Origin of the sequence: Photobacterium sanguinicancri, from assembly GCF_024346675.1 — a bacterium.
Taxonomy (GTDB): domain Bacteria; phylum Pseudomonadota; class Gammaproteobacteria; order Enterobacterales; family Vibrionaceae; genus Photobacterium; species Photobacterium sanguinicancri.
The window spans coordinates 1,635,583-1,657,659 of sequence record NZ_AP024850.1; the positions used below are offsets into that span (position 1 = coordinate 1,635,583).

At 40.6% G+C, this 22,077-nt stretch carries 21 protein-coding genes; 8 read left to right on the top strand and 13 right to left on the bottom strand.

Annotated features, from left to right (window positions below; all coding sequences use genetic code 11):
* Positions 1-618 precede the first annotated feature (618 nt).
* From OCU87_RS07775 to OCU87_RS07785, 3 genes are all read right to left on the bottom strand, one after another.
* Positions 619-2,967: a TOTE conflict system archaeo-eukaryotic primase domain-containing protein gene (locus OCU87_RS07775; protein ID WP_261858180.1), complete on the bottom strand. Its 2,349-nt coding sequence runs from the start codon at positions 2,965-2,967 to the stop codon at positions 619-621.
* 36 nt (positions 2,968-3,003) lie between these two features.
* Positions 3,004-3,339 carry a hypothetical protein gene (locus OCU87_RS07780; protein WP_261858181.1) on the bottom strand — a complete coding sequence of 112 codons (336 nt, stop codon included), beginning with the start codon at positions 3,337-3,339 and terminating at the stop codon, positions 3,004-3,006.
* A gap of 118 nt (positions 3,340-3,457) precedes the next feature.
* On the bottom strand, positions 3,458-3,703 hold the full coding sequence (locus OCU87_RS07785; protein WP_261858182.1) for a hypothetical protein: 246 nt from the start codon (positions 3,701-3,703) through the stop codon (positions 3,458-3,460).
* A 530-nt stretch (positions 3,704-4,233) separates the two neighbouring features.
* Between OCU87_RS07785 and OCU87_RS07790 the strand changes: the two genes are divergently transcribed.
* Entirely contained in the window at positions 4,234-4,458 is a 225-nt protein-coding gene (locus tag OCU87_RS07790; RefSeq protein ID WP_261858183.1) for a hypothetical protein, read from the top strand.
* 208 nt (positions 4,459-4,666) lie between these two features.
* Here OCU87_RS07790 and OCU87_RS07795 read toward each other — a convergent pair whose 3' ends face one another.
* Positions 4,667-5,872, bottom strand: a complete 1,206-nt coding sequence (locus OCU87_RS07795; RefSeq protein ID WP_261858184.1) for a hypothetical protein — start codon at positions 5,870-5,872, stop codon at positions 4,667-4,669.
* Positions 5,873-6,904: 1,032 nt separating this feature from the next.
* On the opposite strand from OCU87_RS07795, the gene OCU87_RS07800 reads away from it, so the two are divergent.
* Positions 6,905-7,819, top strand: coding sequence for a hypothetical protein (locus OCU87_RS07800; RefSeq protein WP_261858185.1), 915 nt, complete (start codon positions 6,905-6,907; stop codon positions 7,817-7,819).
* 521 nt (positions 7,820-8,340) lie between these two features.
* On the opposite strand, the gene OCU87_RS07805 is transcribed toward OCU87_RS07800, so the two are convergent.
* The 7 genes from OCU87_RS07805 to OCU87_RS07830 form a co-directional block, all read right to left on the bottom strand.
* On the bottom strand, positions 8,341-8,949 hold the full coding sequence (locus OCU87_RS07805) for a deoxynucleoside kinase (protein WP_261858186.1): 609 nt from the start codon (positions 8,947-8,949) through the stop codon (positions 8,341-8,343).
* 259 nt (positions 8,950-9,208) lie between these two features.
* The gene (locus OCU87_RS25110; RefSeq protein ID WP_420892226.1) at positions 9,209-9,493 is read right to left on the bottom strand and encodes a ParE family toxin-like protein; all 285 of its coding nucleotides are present in this window, start codon (positions 9,491-9,493) and stop codon (positions 9,209-9,211) included.
* 12 nt (positions 9,494-9,505) lie between these two features.
* The gene (locus OCU87_RS07810) at positions 9,506-9,649 is read right to left on the bottom strand and encodes a hypothetical protein (RefSeq protein ID WP_162845638.1); all 144 of its coding nucleotides are present in this window, start codon (positions 9,647-9,649) and stop codon (positions 9,506-9,508) included.
* Positions 9,650-9,732: 83 nt separating this feature from the next.
* Positions 9,733-10,599 carry a viperin family antiviral radical SAM protein gene (locus OCU87_RS07815; protein ID WP_261858187.1) on the bottom strand — a complete coding sequence of 289 codons (867 nt, stop codon included), beginning with the start codon at positions 10,597-10,599 and terminating at the stop codon, positions 9,733-9,735.
* A gap of 66 nt (positions 10,600-10,665) precedes the next feature.
* A complete protein-coding gene (locus tag OCU87_RS07820; protein ID WP_261858188.1) occupies positions 10,666-11,370 on the bottom strand; it encodes a hypothetical protein in 705 nt (234 codons plus the stop codon).
* The gene (locus tag OCU87_RS07825) at positions 11,361-11,705 is read right to left on the bottom strand and encodes a hypothetical protein (RefSeq protein ID WP_261858189.1); all 345 of its coding nucleotides are present in this window, start codon (positions 11,703-11,705) and stop codon (positions 11,361-11,363) included. The genes OCU87_RS07820 and OCU87_RS07825 overlap by 10 nt, the downstream gene beginning before the upstream one ends.
* Positions 11,702-12,193, bottom strand: coding sequence for a hypothetical protein (locus OCU87_RS07830; protein ID WP_146156708.1), 492 nt, complete (start codon positions 12,191-12,193; stop codon positions 11,702-11,704). The genes OCU87_RS07825 and OCU87_RS07830 overlap by 4 nt, the downstream gene beginning before the upstream one ends.
* A gap of 1,020 nt (positions 12,194-13,213) precedes the next feature.
* Between OCU87_RS07830 and OCU87_RS07835 the strand changes: the two genes are divergently transcribed.
* From OCU87_RS07835 to OCU87_RS07850, 4 genes are read left to right on the top strand one after another with little or no spacing between them, the layout of a single operon-like run.
* The gene (locus OCU87_RS07835) at positions 13,214-13,879 is read left to right on the top strand and encodes a hypothetical protein (RefSeq protein ID WP_261855999.1); all 666 of its coding nucleotides are present in this window, start codon (positions 13,214-13,216) and stop codon (positions 13,877-13,879) included.
* The gene (locus tag OCU87_RS07840; protein WP_062692747.1) at positions 13,872-15,827 is read left to right on the top strand and encodes a DDE-type integrase/transposase/recombinase; all 1,956 of its coding nucleotides are present in this window, start codon (positions 13,872-13,874) and stop codon (positions 15,825-15,827) included. The genes OCU87_RS07835 and OCU87_RS07840 overlap by 8 nt, the downstream gene beginning before the upstream one ends.
* Positions 15,814-16,743, top strand: coding sequence for an ATP-binding protein (locus tag OCU87_RS07845; RefSeq protein WP_062692748.1), 930 nt, complete (start codon positions 15,814-15,816; stop codon positions 16,741-16,743). Before OCU87_RS07840 ends, OCU87_RS07845 begins: the two co-directional genes overlap by 14 nt.
* Positions 16,743-18,470 (top strand): TniQ family protein, encoded by a 1,728-nt coding sequence (locus OCU87_RS07850; RefSeq protein WP_261858190.1) that lies wholly within the window; start codon positions 16,743-16,745, stop codon positions 18,468-18,470. Before OCU87_RS07845 ends, OCU87_RS07850 begins: the two co-directional genes overlap by 1 nt.
* 1,487 nt (positions 18,471-19,957) lie before the next feature.
* Here OCU87_RS07850 and OCU87_RS07855 read toward each other — a convergent pair.
* Positions 19,958-20,140 (bottom strand): hypothetical protein, encoded by a 183-nt coding sequence (locus OCU87_RS07855; protein WP_261858191.1) that lies wholly within the window; start codon positions 20,138-20,140, stop codon positions 19,958-19,960.
* A 151-nt stretch (positions 20,141-20,291) separates the two neighbouring features.
* Between OCU87_RS07855 and OCU87_RS07860 the strand changes: the two genes are divergently transcribed.
* Positions 20,292-20,498, top strand: coding sequence for a hypothetical protein (locus OCU87_RS07860; RefSeq protein ID WP_261858192.1), 207 nt, complete (start codon positions 20,292-20,294; stop codon positions 20,496-20,498).
* Positions 20,499-20,575: 77 nt separating this feature from the next.
* Here the strand turns inward: OCU87_RS07860 and OCU87_RS07865 are convergent, their stop codons facing one another.
* Positions 20,576-20,773 carry a hypothetical protein gene (locus OCU87_RS07865; protein WP_261858193.1) on the bottom strand — a complete coding sequence of 66 codons (198 nt, stop codon included), beginning with the start codon at positions 20,771-20,773 and terminating at the stop codon, positions 20,576-20,578.
* Positions 20,774-21,588: 815 nt separating this feature from the next.
* Between OCU87_RS07865 and OCU87_RS07870 the strand changes: the two genes are divergently transcribed.
* The gene (locus OCU87_RS07870; RefSeq protein WP_261858194.1) at positions 21,589-22,062 is read left to right on the top strand and encodes a hypothetical protein; all 474 of its coding nucleotides are present in this window, start codon (positions 21,589-21,591) and stop codon (positions 22,060-22,062) included.
* The last annotated feature ends 15 nt before the right edge of the window (positions 22,063-22,077 follow it).

A 22,077-nucleotide genomic window follows, 5' to 3' on the forward strand; every position in this document is an offset into this window, starting at 1 on the left:
GGAGTAATTACTACACACATTTATGGGGGAATAAGTGCGGAAACAGGGACTTTTGCCTGCATATCACTAGACTAATCAGTCATTTTCTACATAACAGTGGATTAAGGATTTTCTTATGTAAGAGCCTGCCTGGCTCACTCTGCTTCTTGATGTGCATATAATCGGATTGCATTGAGCTCAATAAATGACTCTGCTTTCTGTTTAATCTTAGCGCTCAGATCACACAGAGAGTGCATCGCAACTTCTTCTACATCCTAGTCATCAATGGGCAACGATAGATTCATCGCTGAGCACGAGTTCAAGCGTGCTGATACAGTTTGAGCCCACAAATAAGAAATGAGTTAGCTGAGCTGACTGCTTATGCGATGAATTTGTCTGCTTTTCCTATACTTTGCACCTCTGCGCTTTTATCTAATTCAAGAGCGTTCTCCTTATCATCATCGCCACATCTTTGTTTCGCTTATTCTACTTTTATCAACAGGTCTTTAATGAGACATCGCCCCCCAGGTTAAAGGACAAAAGTGACGTTATGGGACAGCTTTAAGGACAAAAAACAGAGTTAAAGGAGAATTCCATTGAAATTTGTCCTCTGGTTTGTTTGGGAGGAGTTGTATCGTTTTACCCTTTTGGAGTGGCAACCTGATATCCCATGGTTTTGTAGCTTTTGGCTCTTTTATCAAACATTCTTTGTAGCATTGGTAACTTGATATCCACGTAATCATAGATAACCGTGTCGTGTTTACCATCTGATTGCCGATGAATACGGCCTGCATATTGGGCAAGTGATCCTCGCCAGGAAATTGGCATAGTGAGAAATAATGTATCGAGGCGAGGAAGGTCGAAGCCTTCACCTATGTATTTACCTGTTGCGACGATTACTTGAGCATCTTGTAATTTCTTATTTGCGTCTTCTCGCTCTTTGGCTTTCATCGCTCCTCGAAGCACTACAGCGCTTAATTTTTGGGCCTCTAATAGTTTTAAGAGTAATTTGGCATGCTCCCTTCGTTCTGTCAGAAGTAGTGGGTTGCGACCAGATTTAATTGCTGCAGTCACATCATTTATGATCTGTTGGTTTCTCTCATGATTCTCCATAATCCAGTGATAGACGGAAGCGATGTGAGGTCGTTTTTCTATTTCACTGAGCTCAAGCGGTGGTTGGTTGTGTACATGTTTTATGTGGACGGTTTGAGTAAAGGAATTGCTATGGCTTGAAATGACCTTATGCCTTACTGGGCCAGCTAGCATAAACATGATCTTTTGATGTCCATCTTGCCTATCTGGTGTAGCTGTTAGTCCATGTACGTATTTAGCATTTACTTCATTGATAACCATCTCATAGTTTGGTGCTGAAATGTGATGACACTCATCGATGATCACTTGGCCATATTGGTGGGTTAGTTCTGATATGGTGTTATCGAGTTTGTTAATTAGACTTTGATAGGTAGCAATATCGATCTGTCCTGTTGGCTTTTTCTTACCTCCGCCATACACGCCGACATCAATACCTGATGTAAATGAGAGGATACGATCTTTCCATTGGTCTAACAGTTGTCTGCTGTGGGTTAAAATGAGTGTATTTACTTTTCGTTTTGCGATTAAACCAATTGCGGCAACAGTTTTTCCGAAAGCCGTTGGAGCGTGCAAAATTCCAGTATCATGAGATGCCATGGTATCAACGGCAGTTTGCTGATCTTCTCTGAGTGAGCCTAGGAATTTGATGTGGCCTAGTAGCTGTCCGGCGGTTCTTTTTTCATTGAAGATGATATTGATCTTTTGGCTATCTAGTAGGGTTCGAACTTCATCAAAGCACCCTCTAGGAAGGGACAAATAGCCTTTTTCAATATGAGCACAACTGATATAGCGAGGTATACCATGTGTAGAAAATCGCATTGCTTGTGTTTTAAAGAATGTTGGATTTGAAAAACTCGCGACTCGCTTTAGGTTGGTGATTACTGGAGAAGGTAGTGGTTCGGTTGGTATATAAATATGATTTGCTAATGTCACTTCTATGGAGTCAGGGCAGTTAGGAATTACGCTATGGGTAATAGGCTTATTTGTGTCCCATGGTTCAGTTAGTTCAAATGTTTCCTTAGTGGTTGATTGGTATGACTCCACGAGTTTGAGTACTTGCTGTTGTGAAAAACGTCTGATTTTTGATAAGAAGTCCCACTGATCGAGTTGGGGGTTCAAATTTTCATCCACAAACACGCTGAAGCCATGGTTTCTGGGTTTTAGTTGTAGAGGGAGTGCTATCAGGTTACCAAACCCTCCTTCAGGCATCACATCTTGGTTTGGAAACAATCTGTCGTAAGAATCAAAAGAAAGCGATGGTTGAATTTCCATGGCTTTATCGAGTATCAAGAAGCCAAGTTGGCGGATCGTTTTTGCCGATATGGGTTCAGAGAAAAATACCCACAAATGTGCGCCATTTCCTGAGCGGGAAATCTCAATGGCATGAGGAATATCATAAGCTAAACATGCTTTAGATGTTGCTTGAATGGACTCTTGCCAATCGGATTTATCAAAATCGATAGCAAGGAGATGAGAGCGACTGTCTTTACAAAGAGGGTAAAGTCCTACGACTATTTTTCCGGAGAGATGATCGTAAAGTGTTTGATTGGTGATGGGCTTAAATTGCTGGTTTGGACATTCTCCACACTTCACCTTGGGTTTTGCACATACTCCGTTTTTCCATTCGTTATCACATGCTAATGAGTAGCCATTTCGACCCGTGCCGTTTTCCCATCGTATCGCATAAATATCAGCTCTTCCTTTAAACAGGCCGGCAAAAATTGCGATCTTTTGTTCAGGAGTCATTGAAGGGGTTGGTGGCGGTAGATTTTGTTGTTTTAACAACTCTTGTTTATGAGCTAATAGTTTTTGCTTTTCAGCATCAAGTTGCCGCAGACGAATGTTGATCGCCTCAAGTTCTGATGACAGATGGTCTTGATTAGTAATATCAGGCAATTGAGGCACCTCAAATTTTTAACTTGGTTACCATGTTTAACTGCTTTTCTTGCGAAATGCCAATTCCGCTTTGAATATTTCAATCCTCCAGCGAGGCTGATTTTTTTGTGTCTGAATAATGGCCTCAATATGATCGGTATCAAGATTTTTTAGAGGCTTGAATTCGACAGGTTGATTACCGTCTTTACCTCGTGTTCCCCAAAAGAAACCTTGCCTAACTTCATAATGAGGCGCATCAGAGTAGATGGATAGCTCCTCAAATGGCTCAGTATTAACGTTGCGTCGTAGCTCATCCGTCCCCCCGTCCACCATATAGGTCTCTCCATTCTTATCAACGTAAGTGACATAATCGTGACGATGTCGGCTAGTCAAGATTGTCTCGTCAGGGGTTTTAATTCGGTTTAGCACTATATGTTTCATGTGAGAGCCACGCTTAATTATGGCGGTCGTATTGGGTTAGATTATCTAGAGTTACCTTAGATTGGTGCTGTTAACCACCTTCCCGAACGCAGGTATTTCTACTCATACCTTTCGGCCTCGATTCTTCATCACCAAATGTAAGATAAAGATGGTTTGGTTTTGAAAAGTTGCCGATGGTGCAGATGCCCCAAGACCAGCAGTCGCTGTAGTCTTTATCTTGCTCTTGCATCATCTCGAGTTCGGCTTCTAACAGTTCGTGAATCGCCTCAATATATTTTGGTGTTAATTTGATTTGGTGGTTGTGATATCTAGCCATTTGACTCCAACCTCAGAAATTAGATCTATACTGTGTTTATATACAGTATTGCTCCGATTTGAAAAATAGCAAATTGATGGAGGGCTAGTATGGATATACCCAATATTTTAAATCTTGAGCATGAACTAAGAGTACCTACTGGTTTCGATTTAACGCTGGTGATGCATGAGTACGGGCTTTATGTCAGCCAAAGTCAGCTCATTACACATTGGTATTGGCTCTATCCGTCGCTTTTTATCGAGATGAAGAGGCTAGAAGGGTTATATATTCGCTCCCCAAGCAATCGGACTTGTTTAGCCTCCAATGTGCATTTCAATTGTGTGTACACCAAACCTGCAGTGATGGATTTAAACCGTCGAAGGTTCAGTTCTCGTATTCATTCGTTAATGACGATGATGCACGTGAAACGATTGATGACTTTTGGCTACAGCTGTTGAAGCAGGTGAAGTGCTTAGAAGGGTTGCGACGAGCTGAGGGGTGAAAGCGTCCACTGTTTTGTATGTTCGAGCTAAATGTGAAGTGAGGCAAAGATGAAAATTAAAGAAGCGTTGATTGCATTTGGTATGACGAGCCTACTCGTTATGAGCATCAATATCGTTCTTAATTCAATCATCCTCGTTGTTGTATGGAATGGCTTGGTGTCCAGTATTCATCCCACCTTACCTGATTTGAGCTTCTTTAATGGTGTTGGAGTGATAGTCGTTACTTATATTGTGCGGGGTAAATTCTCGATTAAGGTGAGTCTTTCTAGTTAATTTGCAGCTGCTCCGTTGTTGGTTAGAATTCTAACTCGTAGGTATCGTGCATATATAGATTCGAAGCCCTTGTACCAAATTTATGAGGTGGAATACATAAAGGTATCACAATGGGTGTGGATATGAAGTACTCTGGAACGTTAGTTGAATATTCATACCGCCCAGCATTTTCAAATGACAAGGCGGCAATAGAACTTTGAACTCAATATCAGTTCGCTTTGACCCCGTTGATAAACTGCTTCCCAAGTGATTGCTTGAACGTAGTTGTATAGTTACCTGACTCTTCCTCGTTCCATAGTCTGTCCAATACGTTTTGGTTGATTTCAAATAGTTGAACTAGCTTTGGCGTGATAGTGATATTGAAGTCAACTTTAAGGGACTTCTCAAATGCCTTTCCTGACTCTCGATTAGTTAATCCTTTATAGTTTGCAGGCATTATTTCAAGTTGCCCATTTGTACTTGAGTTATTAACGAAGATATTGATGTTCTCGAATTTGATCCCATTACCTATTATGGATTTTAATGCTGCCTCAATTGTTTCCTCTGTAGGATTGTTTTCAATCAAATCGATGAGGCTGCTAAGATCTTGAGTTTTAACTCCGTTAATCTCACCACTTAAACCAAGTTTGTTCGATAGCTGGGTGATGTTTGAAGATTGAAGGTCTAGTGAGTTAACTTTCCAATCAAGCTTCAGGTTCGTATTGTCGTCAATCGTAATTGCTGAATCAAACTTCGCGTCTTTGAAGCTAACTCCACCAGAACGATCGTTGTAGCCTCCATCATTGGCTATGATTTCAGTATGATAAGTATTGTTGGTGGTATTTGTTTTAAGCTCGATGCCGTTTAGATAGACCTGTTCTCTTCGTTTAGAGATTCTAATGCCGTCAATTTTTGTGGATGTAGTGAAGGCATCTTTGTTGCCGTTAAGTAGAATCTCGACATCACCAAGTTTGAAGCTACTTGAACGGCCTGCGTTGATTTCTCCGAATGAGAAGTTGCTTTGTAAGTCTAAAGACTGATTGTTGGTATCGAATTTGTATTTTATGTTTTCATTTAAGCTCGCAACCTCTTTGATTAACGTTGAGGTTAGTCCTTTATCCTTCGGGAGGCTAAAGTTACCTTCAACGCTAAGCCCAAATGGCGCAACCGTTGCTGTGTGCTTGAGGTAGATTGGTTCAGGAAGTCTTTTTGAACCATTGTTTATGTAGATAGCGAAATCCTGCTTGACGTTGTTATTGTTGATTTCGACATCGATGAGTTGGACATCAATGAACTTGTTTTTTAGTCCAATTAGTGAGCTTTCAACTTCACTAGTCACAGTTTCTGCTGCATTCTTAATTAACATGTTATTGGCAACGAACGCACCACCACCGATAATGGCTGTACAGCCGATTGCGATTATAATTTTTTTCATCTTAGCCTCTGACAAATATATGAATCGGTTTGTTATGCTACTTTATATGAGTTTAGTTTCAACTCTGTCGGTGGGATTTTATAAGGTATTGAATAATAGTCAATTTCTATTTTTTACGAGTGCTAATTGAACGGGTTAATCAAACAAGATGGCGAAGTGATTTAGTTGACCGTAGAATTGATTCAAGCATTGTGTATGAAGCCTTAGTATTAAATGACAAGTCCCATAAAGAACAAATTTCCCTTATTTTGAGGTTAAGACCTATATTGTTTCTTGGTAATAACTTTGAAGTTCGTCAAGAGTTACTTAATTGCATTCTGACTTTTATAGTTGCCACTCTCAGGCTACACATACGGGGAAGTTAGATACAAAGATTAAAGTTTCTTATCGTGCTCGTTTAGAAGCTGCTTGCTATGATAATCACTCTTTAATCGTGAATCTCAGTAAAAACTGTCATTTATAACTACGGTCAATTGGGAGATCTAAGGTGCTTTTTCCCAACATCAAGTCATGTCGGCCTGTTTTAGCTCATCTTTGCCCCACTATCATTTAGAGTTGAAACTCATTAGCAGACTGTTAATGCGAGCTTGTGATACATTTTCTAATCGCTTTACGAAGTATCAGACATCAAAAAAAACTGCCAGTGAAAGACCTTCAGTTATGGGGCATCGAGCGAATACTATGCTTAATTTTATGGACGCTTTTGAAGTACTAAACGTAAGCTTTTGTCCCATTAGACTTCATGCCCCATGACTTACCGCTATACTCAAAAATAAAGTACATTTTTTGAAGAAAGCTTGCTGTGTTATAAAAGATTTGTTAATTATAAAATATGAAACGAATTTATGTAAACGCAATTAACACGACCACTACCACCACGATAAATTTCGGGGGGTAGCTTTTTGCGTCTTTAAAAAAACCCTCTGAGCGAAATCGCCAGAGGGTTTTTTTATACCTGAAATTTTAATTTAATTAGTGAAAATTTAAATTTTCTGAGTTGATCAAAATAGGCAAGCTTTACTTGGAGCAGATATGAAATTAGCAAAAAATGAAAAGATAGATAACTCGGCTCCGCAGGTGCTTGGTGAAGCAAAGGCTCCTACTGGGGCGGCTGAAACAACGCCAGTCATCATTTACGGCAAGCGTCGTATCAAGGATGACATGTTAGAAGAGTTTAAGATCCAGTATCAAGCGTTTTCCAAGTCTGTCTACGAGGGCAATCCAGACGTTAAGGCTATCTTTGCATTTCCTGATAAAGAAGAACCATTGGTTTACTGGCATGTTATCTGGGTTAAGAGTGCAAATGCTTTCGCTAACGATTGGGGCCGACCAACTGAGAGTGAACCGTTATGGGCTACTTATAAAAGTACAGCAGAAGATCCTGATACACTGATTGTGTATGGTGGTTGGGACAAGGATACACTTGCTGAGACTCAGAATATTCCATGTGTGCGTTACGATTTTAAGAAAAGTATGGCTGGTTTTATTAAAGCAGATGGCGGAGGAGAAGAGGGCCCTGCATTATTCGGATTTACAATGCGCTATGTTAAACCGGGCCAGATGAAAGAGTTGGGGACTTCTTTTCAGAGCGTATGTAATTTATGGTATGAAAAAATCCCAGGGATCTTGATGGCCGCTGCATTTCCTGATGAAAAGAACCCGAATTTAGTCCATGACTTAAGACTCTTTGCAAACCATAGCGCATTTTTGGCGCATGTAGATAAATCAGATAAAGAGTTAATGGAAGCGATGGGGAGGTGGTTTGAAAACTACGACACAAGCATCCCATTCTCAGGTCAGCTTTACGCCGCCAGCACGAAAGATGATGCTTTGCATACAAGCTCGATCAAGTCCAGCTCAACGCCGCGAGCCCAGCTTGAGACGTTCCATTTTGGGAAGTCTGGCATGTTAGGCCAGATGCCAAATATGACGAGAAACGACTCGTGAACAATCGACTCTAATAATTAGCAACATCAGGCCAATGTTACGGCGCTTCATGCCTCTGCATTGGCAGGTGCGCAATGCATTAACCATAGTATTTCCTAATCTAAACTTGTCGCTCTAGAGTGATTAGTCTAAGTTGTTTTTGTCCAGAACTTTTATGGATTGAGCTTTTACACTTGGCATTTTTTGCTTCGAAAGCCCCCTAAGTCTGTTTCGGCTCAGGCTTTAAGTTTCTAATACTATGGTTTACATCCACCGAAATATACAAGTGCTAGCTCTATCGGACAAGAAGCGATAGGTGGTTTATGTCAACGTGTTAAAGTGAACATTGTCATTCCCCTAATTTTAAACAAATACCCCATCACCAAGGTGGTATGGGGCATCATAATTATTCGGTTGTTCTTATGAACGAGGTTATGCTCTAGGTTTAAAATGCAAAGAGTCAATGTCGATATTGACTCTTTGTCAGTTAGTAGAGCATATACAGAATATTGCAAAATTTCATTCTTCATGCCTAAATGTATTTATGAATTACTCCCTCCAGAAAGAACGCAATCAATCCGATCTTTCATTAGCTGGTAATTTTCTTCCACGGACATATTACACTTTTCTGATGTGTCAATTTCTACAATGGGAATATCAAACCACTGAAAGATCTTTTTGTAGGCTGTTTCTACACAATTATTTTGCGTTACTGCATCACCGTACCACTGAACAGTGCCATTTCTGGCCGCTATCCTGCTGTTTATAGTTTCAGCATCGGCCTTAACAAAAACTATTACATCTGGAAGAAGAATTTTTTTTGCAATGTTAAGTGCATCAAAGATCTTCTTGACCGTATCTTCTTCAAGCATAATTGTCTGGTATGCCAAGGTTGAAAAGATATATCTGTCTAGTATGACATCTCCAGACTCTAATTCCCCCGAAATCTCATGACTCTTCAAGAAGTTGTTTAGCAAAAAAAAGAGTAAAGCGCTCTCCTTTGACTGGTAGGAGTCAATGATATTTCTAAGTTCCTGTGCTTCTACCACTACCGCAGAATGAACAACGGCTTTTTTCTCTTTCGCGAAGAGTGAACTTAGCGTTGTTTTTCCGCAGGCATCTAGCCCTTCAAAAGCAATAAATTTATTCATTTGTTCCTCATTTCTTTTTATTTAAAAAGTGTCTTGGTTATTCTGAGTTGAATTAGACGACTAGGCTGATGTGTAACAATGTCATACCTTTAATTTTTAACAATTGTTATCCACATGGTATAAATCGATGGGCTTTAAAAAAGGACTTATAGCATTTACTACGTGTAGCTTCCTCTATAAGGACAATTACTAAGCTCTTCGATAATTGTATAGTTTGTGAAGTCAGCAGTTATCAGTTCAAAATGAAATGCAGTTCTTTTTATATCTTCTTTAGCCAGTGATTATAGTCAGCATGGCTCAAGCAAAGATAAGGGCCATGATGTCGCTGATTACTTTTCACTACCACTCGATAGTTCTTATTAATTGAATAGCTGATGTAGTTACGGTTGCGTGTTAACCGTTTTCCCTTTAGCTGGTTTAATGAAAATGTGTTGGATGCAATCTTACCGCATAGCTGTATGGCCTTTTGTGTAATGTAAGGGGGCAGTTGCCCCCCTAGGTGAACAAGTTTGCGATGAGATAACAATATAGTTTGCTTCTCCATCGATTACTCCGGTTATTTATTACCTTTTTGATTTGGGTTCATTTGCTTACCACGGTTACCTTGTGCCTGATCATATTGACGGTTAGTACCTGGAGTTCCTTTATTTGGGTTTTGTTGGTTACCTGAATTGTTTGCTGGAGTGATTTTTTTAGACATATCTGATTCCTCTATAAATGTTGATTTATGTGCTTCTTCATAAAGCAAAACCATTGTTAATTTGTGCAGTGCACAAAAAAGTTTTATTTGTATCGCGCAGAAAACTTCTTAGGATTAAAGCCACTTTCTTTTAAAGCTATACCTAAAGGTGTAGTTAGCAGAGATCGGCTCTTGAGGTACCCGCTGTGAGTATTTTCGTTCTGAAAAAAGCAACCGCTTGGATCTATCATCAGATATGAACCTCTCATCGAGGCATTATCTTCAATCGACATAACTGAGTTGAGTGACTGATGACGAGTGACGAAATTGGTAAAATCACTATCTGATATTTCAGGTATTTCATCGTAGATCCCCAGTACTTGGAGTAGTTTCCATTTATCTGGCTTAACTTCTGAGATTAGGGAAGATAGGTCTTCATTGATATTGAACTGGTTAACAACAGTATTAATTTTTAGCTCCGTCTTAGGTGCATGCTTTCTTATTAGATGACTGATGTTGCTCAGTTGTCTCGGTGTGATCACCGAGCCACTTCTTGTATTGCGTCCGATCTGTTGTTGGCATGCCTGGTTTGCCGAATCATAGCTAATACCAATCATGCTCATACGATGAGCCTGCTCCTTTATGAAGCTTTCTGTAAGCAGGTGGCCGTTGGTAATGATTGATATGTCAAAGCCTAAAGATATTGCACAATCAATCGCATCGATAAACTTGTTTTTAAGCAGTAACGGTTCGCCACCGGCAAAGTTAAGTCGAACGCTATCGTAGCCAAGCTCTGACTGGACAGGGTTGGGGTTTAAAAAGTAATTACTGAGGTTTGTCAGTAACTGATTTACAGTGCCTTCTTGTTTGTGAATTTCATTTGGTTTTTCCCATTTTGCATAACAATAGTGACAGTTATAGTTACAACGCTCTGTCATGTGAAAGTTGATTACTAGTTGTTTAGTAGACATAACACTAATCCTGTAATTGATAACAGGAGTAGTGTTACGTTGTGCACTGCACAAAAAAGTGTTTTTTTAGTCGGGAAGACGAGAAAGGAAGTGGGTAAAGCTAACGGCCTCTTTATATTGTTGTTGAATAAAACTTACAAGCATTTGCAGGGTAGTGTCTTTAGCCAGAAGGTCTGAGTCCAAAGTTTGTGCTATTTGATATGCAGCTTCTAGTTCATTATTTAGAAAATCAAGAAGTAGCTGCTCAGTCGCGGTGAGAGCAAGGCGGTTTTTCAGCAATAGTTCTCGTAATAGACTGGCATTAGTTAGCTTGAAGTTCAGTTGTGGCAGTTGTTCATCTTTGAACGGGGTGTCCAGTTTTTGTTCAGTTAAGCTGAATTTAGGATCTTTCAGTTGAGTAATAAAGCTGGAAGCTGCCGATGAAAGCTGATGCTTATTTTCGGTGATATCAAGGTTATGTAATATCTCTTCGATTAATCGTGCATAACTGTTCCTTTTGGTTGGCTCATGCATAGCTGATCTAACGGTTTTTGGATCACCAAGAAAAGCATCTAACAGGAATGCATTAAACAGAGGTACTAGTGCCTTAGGTTGTAAATGAACTTTACCTCTTTTACCCATACTGGCGTCAGCAAACCCCTCATTTATTACTAAAGTTTTGGGAATAGTTTCGTTTCTTACAAATGTGTTAGCTTTGCTGCGTAAGCATGAAGCGTTGATACCAAAAAGCTCTTTGACGGCTTGGTTTGTGTTTAAATAACTTACTGGCATACAGCGTCCTGGATAAATCTGTCTTCACTATGGTTATAGGATATATCTAGTTTCGCGATTTTTTGTGCTGCTCTGTATGTTGAACCGTAATGACAACGTCGGGCCGATTCAAAGTGACTAATTGCTCCGAGGCAATAGCCTGCTCGAAAGCTTTCTTCTTTTGATGTGGTCAAAAAAGCGGCAAACATTTCATCACCTTTCTTATTGTATAGCTCAATGTATTCTTGACATGCAGATTGAAGAAAAGCAGGAGAGCCTGGATGATTGACTCTATCTGTTTTCGCAACTGAACAGAAAGATATGCTGATAAGAGTGAGGAAAAGTAATGGTTTCATTGTAAGCTGTCCTGAGATTTATCTGATTTAACTTTTTTAGGTGCTGGCAGGGCTAATTTACTTTCTTGGATAATAAAGATGCTAATTCCAATGCCCGCTAATATTAGAAGGAAGCAAGCTATTTTGAGTACAGGTTCATCTAAATAGGAGGTGATCATTAATATGTTGTGTCTGATGATGAAGTTTCCGACCAGAAACAAAAAACCCTGTGGTAAAAAGTAACTTTCAATACTTTTAAATATGCCTGCTTTCGATAATTTAACTGTACGGCAGTAATTGAGAGTTAATCGGGTGAAAGCAATTATAAAAATTAATTCTGAAAAATCTAATTCACTGAATGATATTGAATACTCAAATATCTGTTTGTATAGCAAATTGGCAAGGGAATAAATACCAAAAAGAGAAATGACTATTTCCCAGAAGTATTTGAAAAGGAGTTTTATTGCTTTACCTATTCGAGATAGCATTGATTGATGATGTTGTTCCATGTCTTTGTTTTGTTCTATTCGCTTAAGATATGAAACAGTATACTTATTTTGGCGTATTGTTGATACCTAACAGTCTAATATTTAGAGGAAAATTGAGTTTTTGGTGATTGTGAGCCTTTGAAATGAACGTGTTCCCATCAGTCGTTGCTAGTTGAGTTAGTGGATGAGTTGATAGTACTAACAAGTATGAACTCAATACCCGAGTACCTAGTCAGAGCCTAACCTAGTATGTAACTGGGGCACCACAAGTACGACATATCGCATTTAAATCTTCGGATGTCCGCGAATCTATAAAACGACTATCACTATCCATACAGAATCTGAGTCCAATTCTGTGAGAGCTAAAAAGCATTCAACTTCACCAAAACAAATGTATACCAAAAGGGTTGATTATATGCAATAGACTTCTCATGTGTGGATTTGTAGCCAAAAGTTTGAACCTAGCTGTAAATAGATGAGGCTATCTTGAAAAACAACATAATAGGTTGGTTATTATATGTTTGCTCATCACCGGACACAGGACGTTCATATGAGATTAAAGGCGTGCAAGTGCATCTTGATGCCCTCAGAAGTTTAGTCATTAGCACTAACCTGTAAGTCCTGAAGTTTCTCATAATTAGGTTAATGAGATAGGAATTTATTACTTTACAAGAGCCATTGCTGAAGAGGAGGGGTGACTTGTTAATGATATTTTTGGATACTAGAAAGCGGGTTCACAAAGGAAGTGTTATGAGCTTTGTTGACTAATTTTGATGGTCGAGTTGATGTCTAGATACTTGAAATTGATCAAATTTTATTGGTTAAGTGAATTTTTTAAGTTCATGTTTTAGTAAGGTTTTGATGTTAGTTATGCCAATATTAATGCGATATCTCTTTGATTCACTTTAAAATATTGAGTGAAAAAAAGCTTGATTTTGGATTATGTTAGTACTAACATAATTGTAAGTGCTAAAAATGCGCTTGTTATATGTTGATTTTGCGGCTAATCTTCTCTGTGTCTATAAACAGAGAGGATTTTTCATGCTTGAAAAAAATCACCTAAAAGATAGTTATCTAAACGAGAATCACTTCATTGATAACTACCTTATTCATCGAATTTATCGCTATGACAAAGTCAAAGCGATCACATCATTCCCAAGTATCAAACATCCTAAAGCCCAGCTTTGTGAAAGCACACTTGAAGCAGAGGTTTGCCTCGTCAAAGATTTCGATCCGCGAGTTGTAAAACGTTTGACGCAACCTTTCACTATCGATTTTGGTGATTTTCGTTATACACCTGATGCCATCACTCGTGAGAGTGATGGAAAAGAATACATAGAAGAAGTGAAACCAGCCTCTGAGCTGGATAAACCTCAGGTGATCAAACGATTACGTGAAGTCGAGTGCCGTTTATTTCGCAAAGGTATCAACTTTCGTGTTGTTACAGATGAACTCACATCAAACAGACTCTATATAGCAAACCTTTGGCAACTATATCGCCATCGTAGTTACCCTCACGATCTAACGTGGCTTTCAGAGGCGCGTGCCGTATTTGGTTCTAATTGTCTGTTCGGTGAGCTTTTTCGTTGGATAGGCGAGCAACGTATAAATATCGCATCTCTCTACTATGCTATTGCCCATCGCGAGGTTTTGTGTGATTTGCAGACTCCATTCAATGACCATATGGAGTTGATTCTAAATGCGTGATAGCTACGGCAATTTTCAAAAAAACCAACGAATAGAAATTTTAGGCAAGAAAGGGTTTATTAAACATATTTGCCATGAAGACACACTCATAAAATTTGAAAAGACAAAAATTAGCAAGGTATTTGAAACGAGCTATATTCAGCAGATGTTCTGTAATGGCAGCCTTAAAATCTTAAACACTGAGACGCTGATCCCAACAAAGGAGATGCTGACAGAGCGTGAATATGCAGAACTAGAACGCAAGCGATCGTATGTTGATTACATGCTGGCTCATTGCTCAGGAAAGCCTACATCGCAAGACGCATATGACGATATGTTGACCGTGATCCCATCCCAAATCGGCGATTTAAGTCCACCGTCTAAATCGACAGTTTCCCGCTGGATTAAGGACTATAAAACAGCAGGGTCACACATAATGGCGTTTGCTCCTCGAAAAACGGGGCCGAATCGTAAAAGCCGTGTGCCATTAAGCCGCTTAGATGATATCTATGACGCCTTGCACCAAGATTATTTGAAACGAAATAACAAGTTCCTTAGTACTATTTATAAGGAGCTCGAGTCTGGATGGAAGCATAATAATATTAGCAACTTTCCGTGTCGTTCAACTTTCTACAAGGAGGTTTACGCTTACTTAGATGAGGGGGAGGTTATTGCTTCAACAAAAGGTCAATCAGCAGCGAACAAACACGATCGTTTAGCCATTGATCAATACCTTGTTACCTCCATTTTAGAGCGGGTAGAAATTGATTCTGCTTATATCAATATTGGTTTGTATGATGACGATGGTAATTATCTTGGCCCCGCTATTTTAACTGTTGCTATTGATGTATACAGCCGCGCGATCTTAGGTATATCCCTAGAAGTTGGTCGAAAAGGTGAAAGTACCGAGCATATCGTTGATTGCTTGCGAAGCGCTATATTGCCTAAAACCGATAATGAGGCCATTCCTGAGCAATTTCGCAAAGGGTGGCCTATGTGTGGGAAACCAGCACAAATTATCTCTGATGCAGGTGCAGGATATGTATCAAAAGCATTTACTTTATTACTGTCCTTTCTAGATGTGTCGCGCCAAACCACGCAAGTCAGGCGACCATGGAAGAAGCCGTTTATCGAACGCTTCTTTCGAACATTACGTACCCGCTTTTTACATACGACGCCTGGCTATATGTCTTCAGGGCGAAAGTCTGAAGAATTAGAGCCCGATCAGACACTAAAAAGAACGGCAACGTTAACGGTCAATGAGTTTAAAAATTGCTTGTATCACTTTATCGTAAATGATTACCACCATACACCACATAAAAGCCTCAATGGGGCGACACCATTTGACACATGGGAGAAAAAGGCAGCGTACAGCGGAATTAGTTTTCCTGAACAGGCTCAGGTTATTCGTATGCTATACCCGCGTTTGAAGGTAGCGACATTGGATCCTTTTAAAGGTGTTCAGTACGAAAATCTTCGGTTCAATTGTAAAGAGCTTCGAGAGCTTTATTCAAAAATTAAGAAACGTTCGGATAAGAATAACCCAAAGGTAGAACTACTAGCGACGCATGCAGATATGTCTCATGTTGCGGTTGTTGATCCTATTACTCAAGACTTGATTCACGTCAAATGTGTCCACCCAAGGGTAGTTGCTGGTATGACATTGGCTGAGACAAAAAGCTTTAACGGAACAATTCCCGCTGGTGTTACTGGGCCTGTGATTAATTATGCGGAAATGACAGCGGATAGTGTTGCGCGCAAAAAAGCCAAAGATGCTAAGGCGAAACGTGAACGACAAAAGGCGAAGGCTGCTAAGAATACGAATAAGCCAGCCAAACTTGATGAGCTGCACGATCTTATGGAACTGCAGTTAAATGATGAGTCATCGTATAAAGCTTATTTGGGTGCTGACGTTGATGATGACAATTTTACTGGTTTTAGTAAGGGGCTGTGGGATGATGAAGAGTAGTGTTTTAGCAAAATATCGTAATGATGTTCAGTTAGGTTTTAAAGCGACAAAAGTTGAGCATCCGCACTATAAATTAGCCAAAGAGTGTCTGGTTAAGGCCATTGGCTTTTCAGGCACTGATGACTTTGAGTCTGTGGCGATTAGCGGCCCCACCGGTGTTGGTAAGAGTACGCTATGTCGGGCTTTTCGTGACGAGGTTAACAGCCAGGTTCCGCCCAATTCTGATGAATTGCCCGTTGTCGTTATTACGGCCAAAAATGTCACGACACCTAAGTCATTTTTCAGCGCGCTGCTATATGAACTTGGTGATATTGAACCGACCAAGGGTACCTCGGAAGATATGAGAATACGGCTTCGTATCCTTATGCAAGGACGAGGCGTGTTGATGATTATTATTGATGAATTTCAAGACTTGTTTGAGGGATATACGGGCGAGAAAGCATTTAAAACGGCAATGTTTTATAAGGGGTTTATGAAAGAAACACTCATCCCGATAGTTATTGCTGGTACAGAGTCAGTCGAGCATGTGTTGCAAGTTGATGGGCAGTTTCACCGTCTTTATAACTTATATCGGATTCCAAGCTTTTCTATCGATACCCAGCAGGATACGGAATATTACAAGTATTTTGTTGATAAGCTGATGAAGCGCTCACCATTACCATCATCTGTCGTCTTTGAAGGCAAGATGTTGGAGCGGCTATTTCTCGCTACAGGCGGTAGTATGGCATTGCTTAAAAAGCTTATAACAGAAGCTATTCATGTGGCTCAAAAGCGTGATTGTACGGAGCTAAGCAAAGAGATCTTTGCCGATGCTTTTTCGAGTTATTTCAAGCTGAGGGAAACGCAGCTAGGGTTTAATCCTTTCCTGGCAACTAGTCAGCAGTTGAATAAGAAACTGATGAGGGGCGTGATCTGATGGAGTTTGGTGTACGTGATGAGCACTCTCTGGCAGTTCGCCGTCCGCCAATGCTTGGAGAAAGCCTCAAAAGCTTCCTGTTACGCCTGGCTAACGTTAATGCCTGCAAATACAAGACATTAGTTAAGCACTTGGGGTTTGGGCCGAGCACGTGGTTTACGCCTGGTTCGGCGTCAGAGTCAATGATGTATACGGCGTTAAGCAAAGTGCTTAACGTCAGCGAACAAGCGCTGTTGGAAATCCTAAGAACACCATCCATGAAAGATCTATGGATACCCAGTGTGATAGGGACGAGTGAAATGAAGGTACGTACAGTTCGGGCTTGCCTTAGTTGCTTGTCTGAGGCTCCGTATCACCGTCAGGCATGGCAGCATGCGATGTATTGTGTATGTACGAAACATAATGAGCAGATGATTGATTGCTGTCCACATTGTGGAAATGGCCTTGAACTGGACTTTTGTTTGAATGGACGTTGCCATGACTGTGGCTCTCATATGTCAGATGGGCCTGTACAGGTAATGACTGTGCCTGTATGGCAGAAGGAAGTATTTCAAGGAGCTCAGTCTAGAGAGTTACTTCAATCGTTATTGGGGATGAGCATGGTTGCTGTTCGGCCGTTGGATTTATTCACCTCGGATATCCGAGTGAGGGACATGCGTGTCGTAGAAGTGATGGCGTTGATGCAAAAGGCCTGGAATTTGCTTAATAGTTATACTGCTAGGCAGACACTAAAAGAGGCTCTGAATCGCCGTTGGCATGAGGTGAACCAGGTAATGGGTGAAGAACTACCTCTGACGCTGTACCGTGAGGCTACAGCATTAGCCTTGGCTAATGATAATGCTAGTGATGGCGAATTGGATGCACCGGTATTTGAAAGTGACTCGCGCGAATTTGACATCATCAAAAGTACGAAGCGTTTTGCATTCTTGTGTGAAGGAGCCTCTACAAGAGGTCTTGTAAAGGCCACCCAACTAATGAATTTTCTTGGGATAAAACCGAAAGATTTTGAACAGTTAAGACAGGCTGGGGTCTTTATCCAGATCAATCCTAAGGCAGCCAAGAAAGATGCGCTTTATTGTTTAGAGGCAGTTGCACGCCAGTTTTCAAAACTGATTCGGGTTGATAATGTTGAAGAAGGATATGTGGCATATGATGAGTTTGTACCGGTAGCGTGTAAGTTCATCTCTGGGCTGCATGAGGGGAGAGTGTTAGTGGATATATTTAACTGTGATTTCCCTACACAGTTGCTGTCAAATCAAAAAGGAACAGTTATTGGACGATTGTATGTACACAAAGAAGCTTTTTGTGAAAAGTACACAGAATGTGACATTTATGAATATCAAACGGTTCCAGTAACGTTTCTGCCAGGTTTCTTCGGGACTCAGATGCCCAATGTCAGGGCCGCGTTAAAAAGTGTTTTTGTTCAAAAGGTTATGGGTTTTGATGTCTTAAGGGCAAAAGAAGATATTCCAACATCTGCTTTAAAAGAACTTCATGATAACTACCTGATTTTAAATAAGTGGGCATACTCACATAGCAAGAGTAAGACTAAGTGTCTGTGTGCATTGAAGCGGGCTAAGGTCGACCCCCTAGTGAGGGTCAATGAAGAGCATTGCAACTCTTTTGAGATATATCCTAAGAGTGCAGAACAAGTACTACTTGATAGATATGATGAGTTGGCCCAGAACTATAAGGGTAGGAAGCGAAGGCTAAAAAGTGAGTTTTAAAAGTTAAGGGCACCTGATTTATCAGGTGCTTTTTTTTGTCTGAAATTTTGAGACTTTGCGATTTCAAACAGGGTTTATTTTTATATTAATATCATCATAGAATCTGCTATATTAATTACTAATATGGCTTTCCAGACAGTGCCATCACTCTTCTTTACCCTCTAGGATATCCGGCAGAAATCCCACGAATTACTGGATTTCTTCTGATAATCTCGCAAATTGTCGGATTTTGTACAATTTAAAGTTGGACAAATCTTCCTAACTTATTGATTTTCAAATACCCCAAATCTCATTAAATATTGGACATGACACAGTTGTCAGTTCCAGCCTCATTTGGGATTCTGTATAGCTAAATGAGATTCTGATTTTCTTCTTATCCTCCTGTTTTTAATCGTTTTATTACTTAATGAGCATTTTTATGAAAATCAGCTTGTCTAATTTAGGTAGTGGAAACCTGAAAAGTGAGTGTCTAGGAGCTTGAATTACACACGCCAGCAAAGAGAACTGTATAGAGTGAATAGTGGCCGGTATTACGTGAGGGTTTGTCACTGCTGGTGGTTAGAACCTAATCAAATTAGATCCCGCGATGCAGAACATGAGTTAAGAGCGTGATTTTCCTTCCTCTTTGCCTTACATAGTCGATAGATTTCAATGTGGTGAACACCTGTCTGCCAGGTAGCGCTTAAAAATTGCGCATTTAGCTCTTGTTGACTTACAAGTCGATAGTAAATGCCTAGTTAATTAGACTTTCGTCAAGTTACATATCCAATCAGTTGGTATTATACCGCCTGCATTTTATTACTATGCATGCGGGGACGTACCCGAGGGCGGTAGCGTACTTAATGCTCTTCATTATTGAAGTTGTTGTATGCGGCTTGGGTGATCTTTGGAGAGATATATACGAACACAGATCGTAAATCTCGTGCGTATATCTGCGGATTTGGTGGGGATATACGAATTCAATTCGTAGAAGAAAATGTTACCCGACTTGGTTGAGTTCTTTTTGCTTACCTAACTCCGCTGTTGTTGTACGTTGGTCAATTCCAGATAAATTCGTATGCAGTAAGAGTTGTTCGTCGTTCATAGCGGCTTCTTATTTTTAAACTTCTCAATGGTTTGTGTGAATGTTCGCTGGTAACCGCGCCAACTTCTGTAGTTGGTATTAACCATGGTTCGGCCGTGGCGGTTGATGCTCCGCGTACTCCCAGTTCTTAAATTTCTCAGCTATTGCCGCACCATCATCGAGGATAGCCGCTTTCAATATTGTGGTCGGTGCGTGGGCAGGGAAGTGGTTATATTTTGGTGGTTGTAGTGACAATGTAACTTTGTTGGTGTTGTTCGCGGCTTGAGTTTGGGCTGCCTTTTTATCAGTATTGGCGAGTGTTTCTGGTTCATCTTTTCTAGGTAAACCATAGTGCTAACTTCATCGTAGCCGCTATTTTGTAGGTAAACGCGCAGTAATTACCGTGGTTATATTTTTGAATTTGTCAGCCTTGAGTTGAGTGTTTGTCGCGCTTAATAAGCGCCGTTTTTAATTGCATTTCATCATGGCAGGCAAGCTGCTTTAGCCAAGTCGAACGGCCGGGTAACAATGGCATTAATGTGACGCCTGACACTCGGCGGTTTTGGTTTGAAGTGACTTTGGTTTTGTAAGTAATGCGTTGGCGCACCTTATGCCAAGGCGTTACCCGACTTGGTTGAGTTCTTTTTGCTTACCGAACTCCGTTGTCGCTGTGAGTTGGTCAATTCCAGATAAATTCGTATGAAGTAAGAATCGTTCGTCGTTTGTAGCGGCTTCTTATTTTTAAACGTCTCAACGACTTGCGTGAATGTTCGCTGGTAACCGCGCCAACTCCTGTATTTGGTTTTAACCATGGTTCGGCCGTGGCGGTTGATGCTCCGCGTACTTACCTGTTCTTAAATTTCTCATCTATTGCCGCACCATTTTCGAGGATGGCCGCTTTCAATATTGTGGTCGGTGCGTTGGTAGGGAAGTGGTTACATTTTGGTGGTTGTCGAAAGAAATAGCATTGTGGGTGTTGTTCGCGGCTTTAGTTTGGGCTGCCTTTTAATCAATATTGGCGAACGTTTTTGGCTCATCTTTTCTAGGTAAACCATAGTGCTAACAACATCGCAGCCGCTATTTTGTGGGTAAATGCGCAGTGGTTTTTGTGGTTATAGTTTTGAATTTGTCTGCCTTGAGTTGGGTGTTTGTCGCGCTTAATAAGCGCCGTTTTTAACTGCATTTCATTATGGCAGGCAAGCTGCTTTAGCCAAGTCGAACGGCCGGGTAACAATGGCATTAATGTGACGCCTGACACTCGGCGGTTTTGGTTTGAAGTGTATTTGGTTTTGTAAGTTCAGCGTTGGCGCACCTTATGCCAAGGCGTTACCCGACTTGGTTCAGTTCTTTTTGTGTACCTAACTCCGCAGTCGCTGTGAATTGGTCAATTCCAGATAAATTCGTATGCGGTTAGAATTATACGTCGTTCATAGCGGCTTCTTATTTTTAAACGTCTCAACGACTTGCGTGACTGTTCGCTGGTAACCGCGCCAACTTCTGTAGTTGGTTTAACCATGGTTCGGCCGTGGCGGTTGGTGCTCCGCGTACTCACCAGTTCTTGAATTTCTCATCAATTGCCGCACCATTTTCGAGGATGACCGCTTTCAACATTGTGGTCGGTGCGTTGGTAGGGAAGTGGTTACATTTTGGTGTTTGTAGTGACAATGTAACTTTGCTGGTGTTGTTCGCGGCTTTAGTTGGGCTGCCTTTTTATCCGTATTCGTGCACGTTTCTGGTTCATCTTCTCTAGGTAAACCATAGTGCTAACTGCATCGTTACCGCTATTTTGTTGGTAAACACGCAGTCATTTCCGTGGTTATAGTTTTGAATTTGTCAGCTTTGAGTTGGCTGTTTGTCGCGCTTAATCCGCGCCGTTTTAAATTTCACTTCATCATGGCAGGCAAGCTGCTTTAGCTAAGTCGAACGGCCGGGTAACAATGGCATTAATGTGACGCCTGACACTCGGCGGTTTTGGTTTGAAGTGTATTTGTTTTTGTAAGTTCAGCGTTGGCGCACCTTATGCCAAGGCGTTAGGGCTAAAAAGGAAGCAGTGATATGTTTGATACAAATAAAGCAAATCCGATCTTAACCGAGTTTGGTTTTGAACTTAAAAATACGAGTGGTTTTGGTGATGATTATCGATATGAGTTAGGCAATGGATGGGAAGTAACTGCCTATTGTTCGTTTGTCGGGAATCCATTTGCTAACAACGTGGATCATACAAAGTATGAAGAAGTAAATATCCACCTGTTTGACTGTATCGGGACAGAATACATCTGCAAATCAGTCGACTCTTTGAAAGAAAAGTTAGCAAAAGTGGTCGAAACTCTCAAAAGTAATTCAGATGACGATGATATTTTAAAGTGTCCTGAATGTAATCGATACGTAGGTGTTAAACGACCAACTAGAGGGCAAAAATGGAAACCCTTTTTATCATGTAAGGGCATGATTGTGCAGGGTAGGGGCAAAAACAAAGATGTTTTGTGTCGTGGTGTGTCCAAGAAGCTGCGAGCAGAGGTGATATTTTAGCCCTAACAATCTGTT

Bases quoted from the DNA above. Each gene is read 5' to 3' on its own strand.
- OCU87_RS25110 (WP_420892226.1), bottom strand. From the start codon at position 9,493: ATGGAGAAGCAAACTATATTGTTATCTCATCGCAAACTTGTTCACCTA.
- OCU87_RS07785 (WP_261858182.1), bottom strand. From the start codon at position 3,703: ATGGCTAGATATCACAACCACCAAATCAAATTAACACCAAAATATATT.
- OCU87_RS07870 (WP_261858194.1), top strand. From the start codon at position 21,589: ATGTTTGATACAAATAAAGCAAATCCGATCTTAACCGAGTTTGGTTTT.
- OCU87_RS07790 (WP_261858183.1), top strand. From the start codon at position 4,234: ATGAAAATTAAAGAAGCGTTGATTGCATTTGGTATGACGAGCCTACTC.
- OCU87_RS07850 (WP_261858190.1), top strand. From the start codon at position 16,743: ATGGAGTTTGGTGTACGTGATGAGCACTCTCTGGCAGTTCGCCGTCCG.
- OCU87_RS07805 (WP_261858186.1), bottom strand. From the start codon at position 8,949: ATGAATAAATTTATTGCTTTTGAAGGGCTAGATGCCTGCGGAAAAACA.
- OCU87_RS07845 (WP_062692748.1), top strand. From the start codon at position 15,814: ATGATGAAGAGTAGTGTTTTAGCAAAATATCGTAATGATGTTCAGTTA.
- OCU87_RS07820 (WP_261858188.1), bottom strand. From the start codon at position 11,370: ATGCCAGTAAGTTATTTAAACACAAACCAAGCCGTCAAAGAGCTTTTT.
- OCU87_RS07810 (WP_162845638.1), bottom strand. From the start codon at position 9,649: ATGTCTAAAAAAATCACTCCAGCAAACAATTCAGGTAACCAACAAAAC.
- OCU87_RS07800 (WP_261858185.1), top strand. From the start codon at position 6,905: ATGAAATTAGCAAAAAATGAAAAGATAGATAACTCGGCTCCGCAGGTG.
- OCU87_RS07815 (WP_261858187.1), bottom strand. From the start codon at position 10,599: ATGTCTACTAAACAACTAGTAATCAACTTTCACATGACAGAGCGTTGT.
- OCU87_RS07825 (WP_261858189.1), bottom strand. From the start codon at position 11,705: ATGAAACCATTACTTTTCCTCACTCTTATCAGCATATCTTTCTGTTCA.
- OCU87_RS07835 (WP_261855999.1), top strand. From the start codon at position 13,214: ATGCTTGAAAAAAATCACCTAAAAGATAGTTATCTAAACGAGAATCAC.
- OCU87_RS07830 (WP_146156708.1), bottom strand. From the start codon at position 12,193: ATGGAACAACATCATCAATCAATGCTATCTCGAATAGGTAAAGCAATA.
- OCU87_RS07840 (WP_062692747.1), top strand. From the start codon at position 13,872: ATGCGTGATAGCTACGGCAATTTTCAAAAAAACCAACGAATAGAAATT.
- OCU87_RS07795 (WP_261858184.1), bottom strand. From the start codon at position 5,872: ATGAAAAAAATTATAATCGCAATCGGCTGTACAGCCATTATCGGTGGT.
- OCU87_RS07865 (WP_261858193.1), bottom strand. From the start codon at position 20,773: ATGCCATTGTTACCCGGCCGTTCGACTTGGCTAAAGCAGCTTGCCTGC.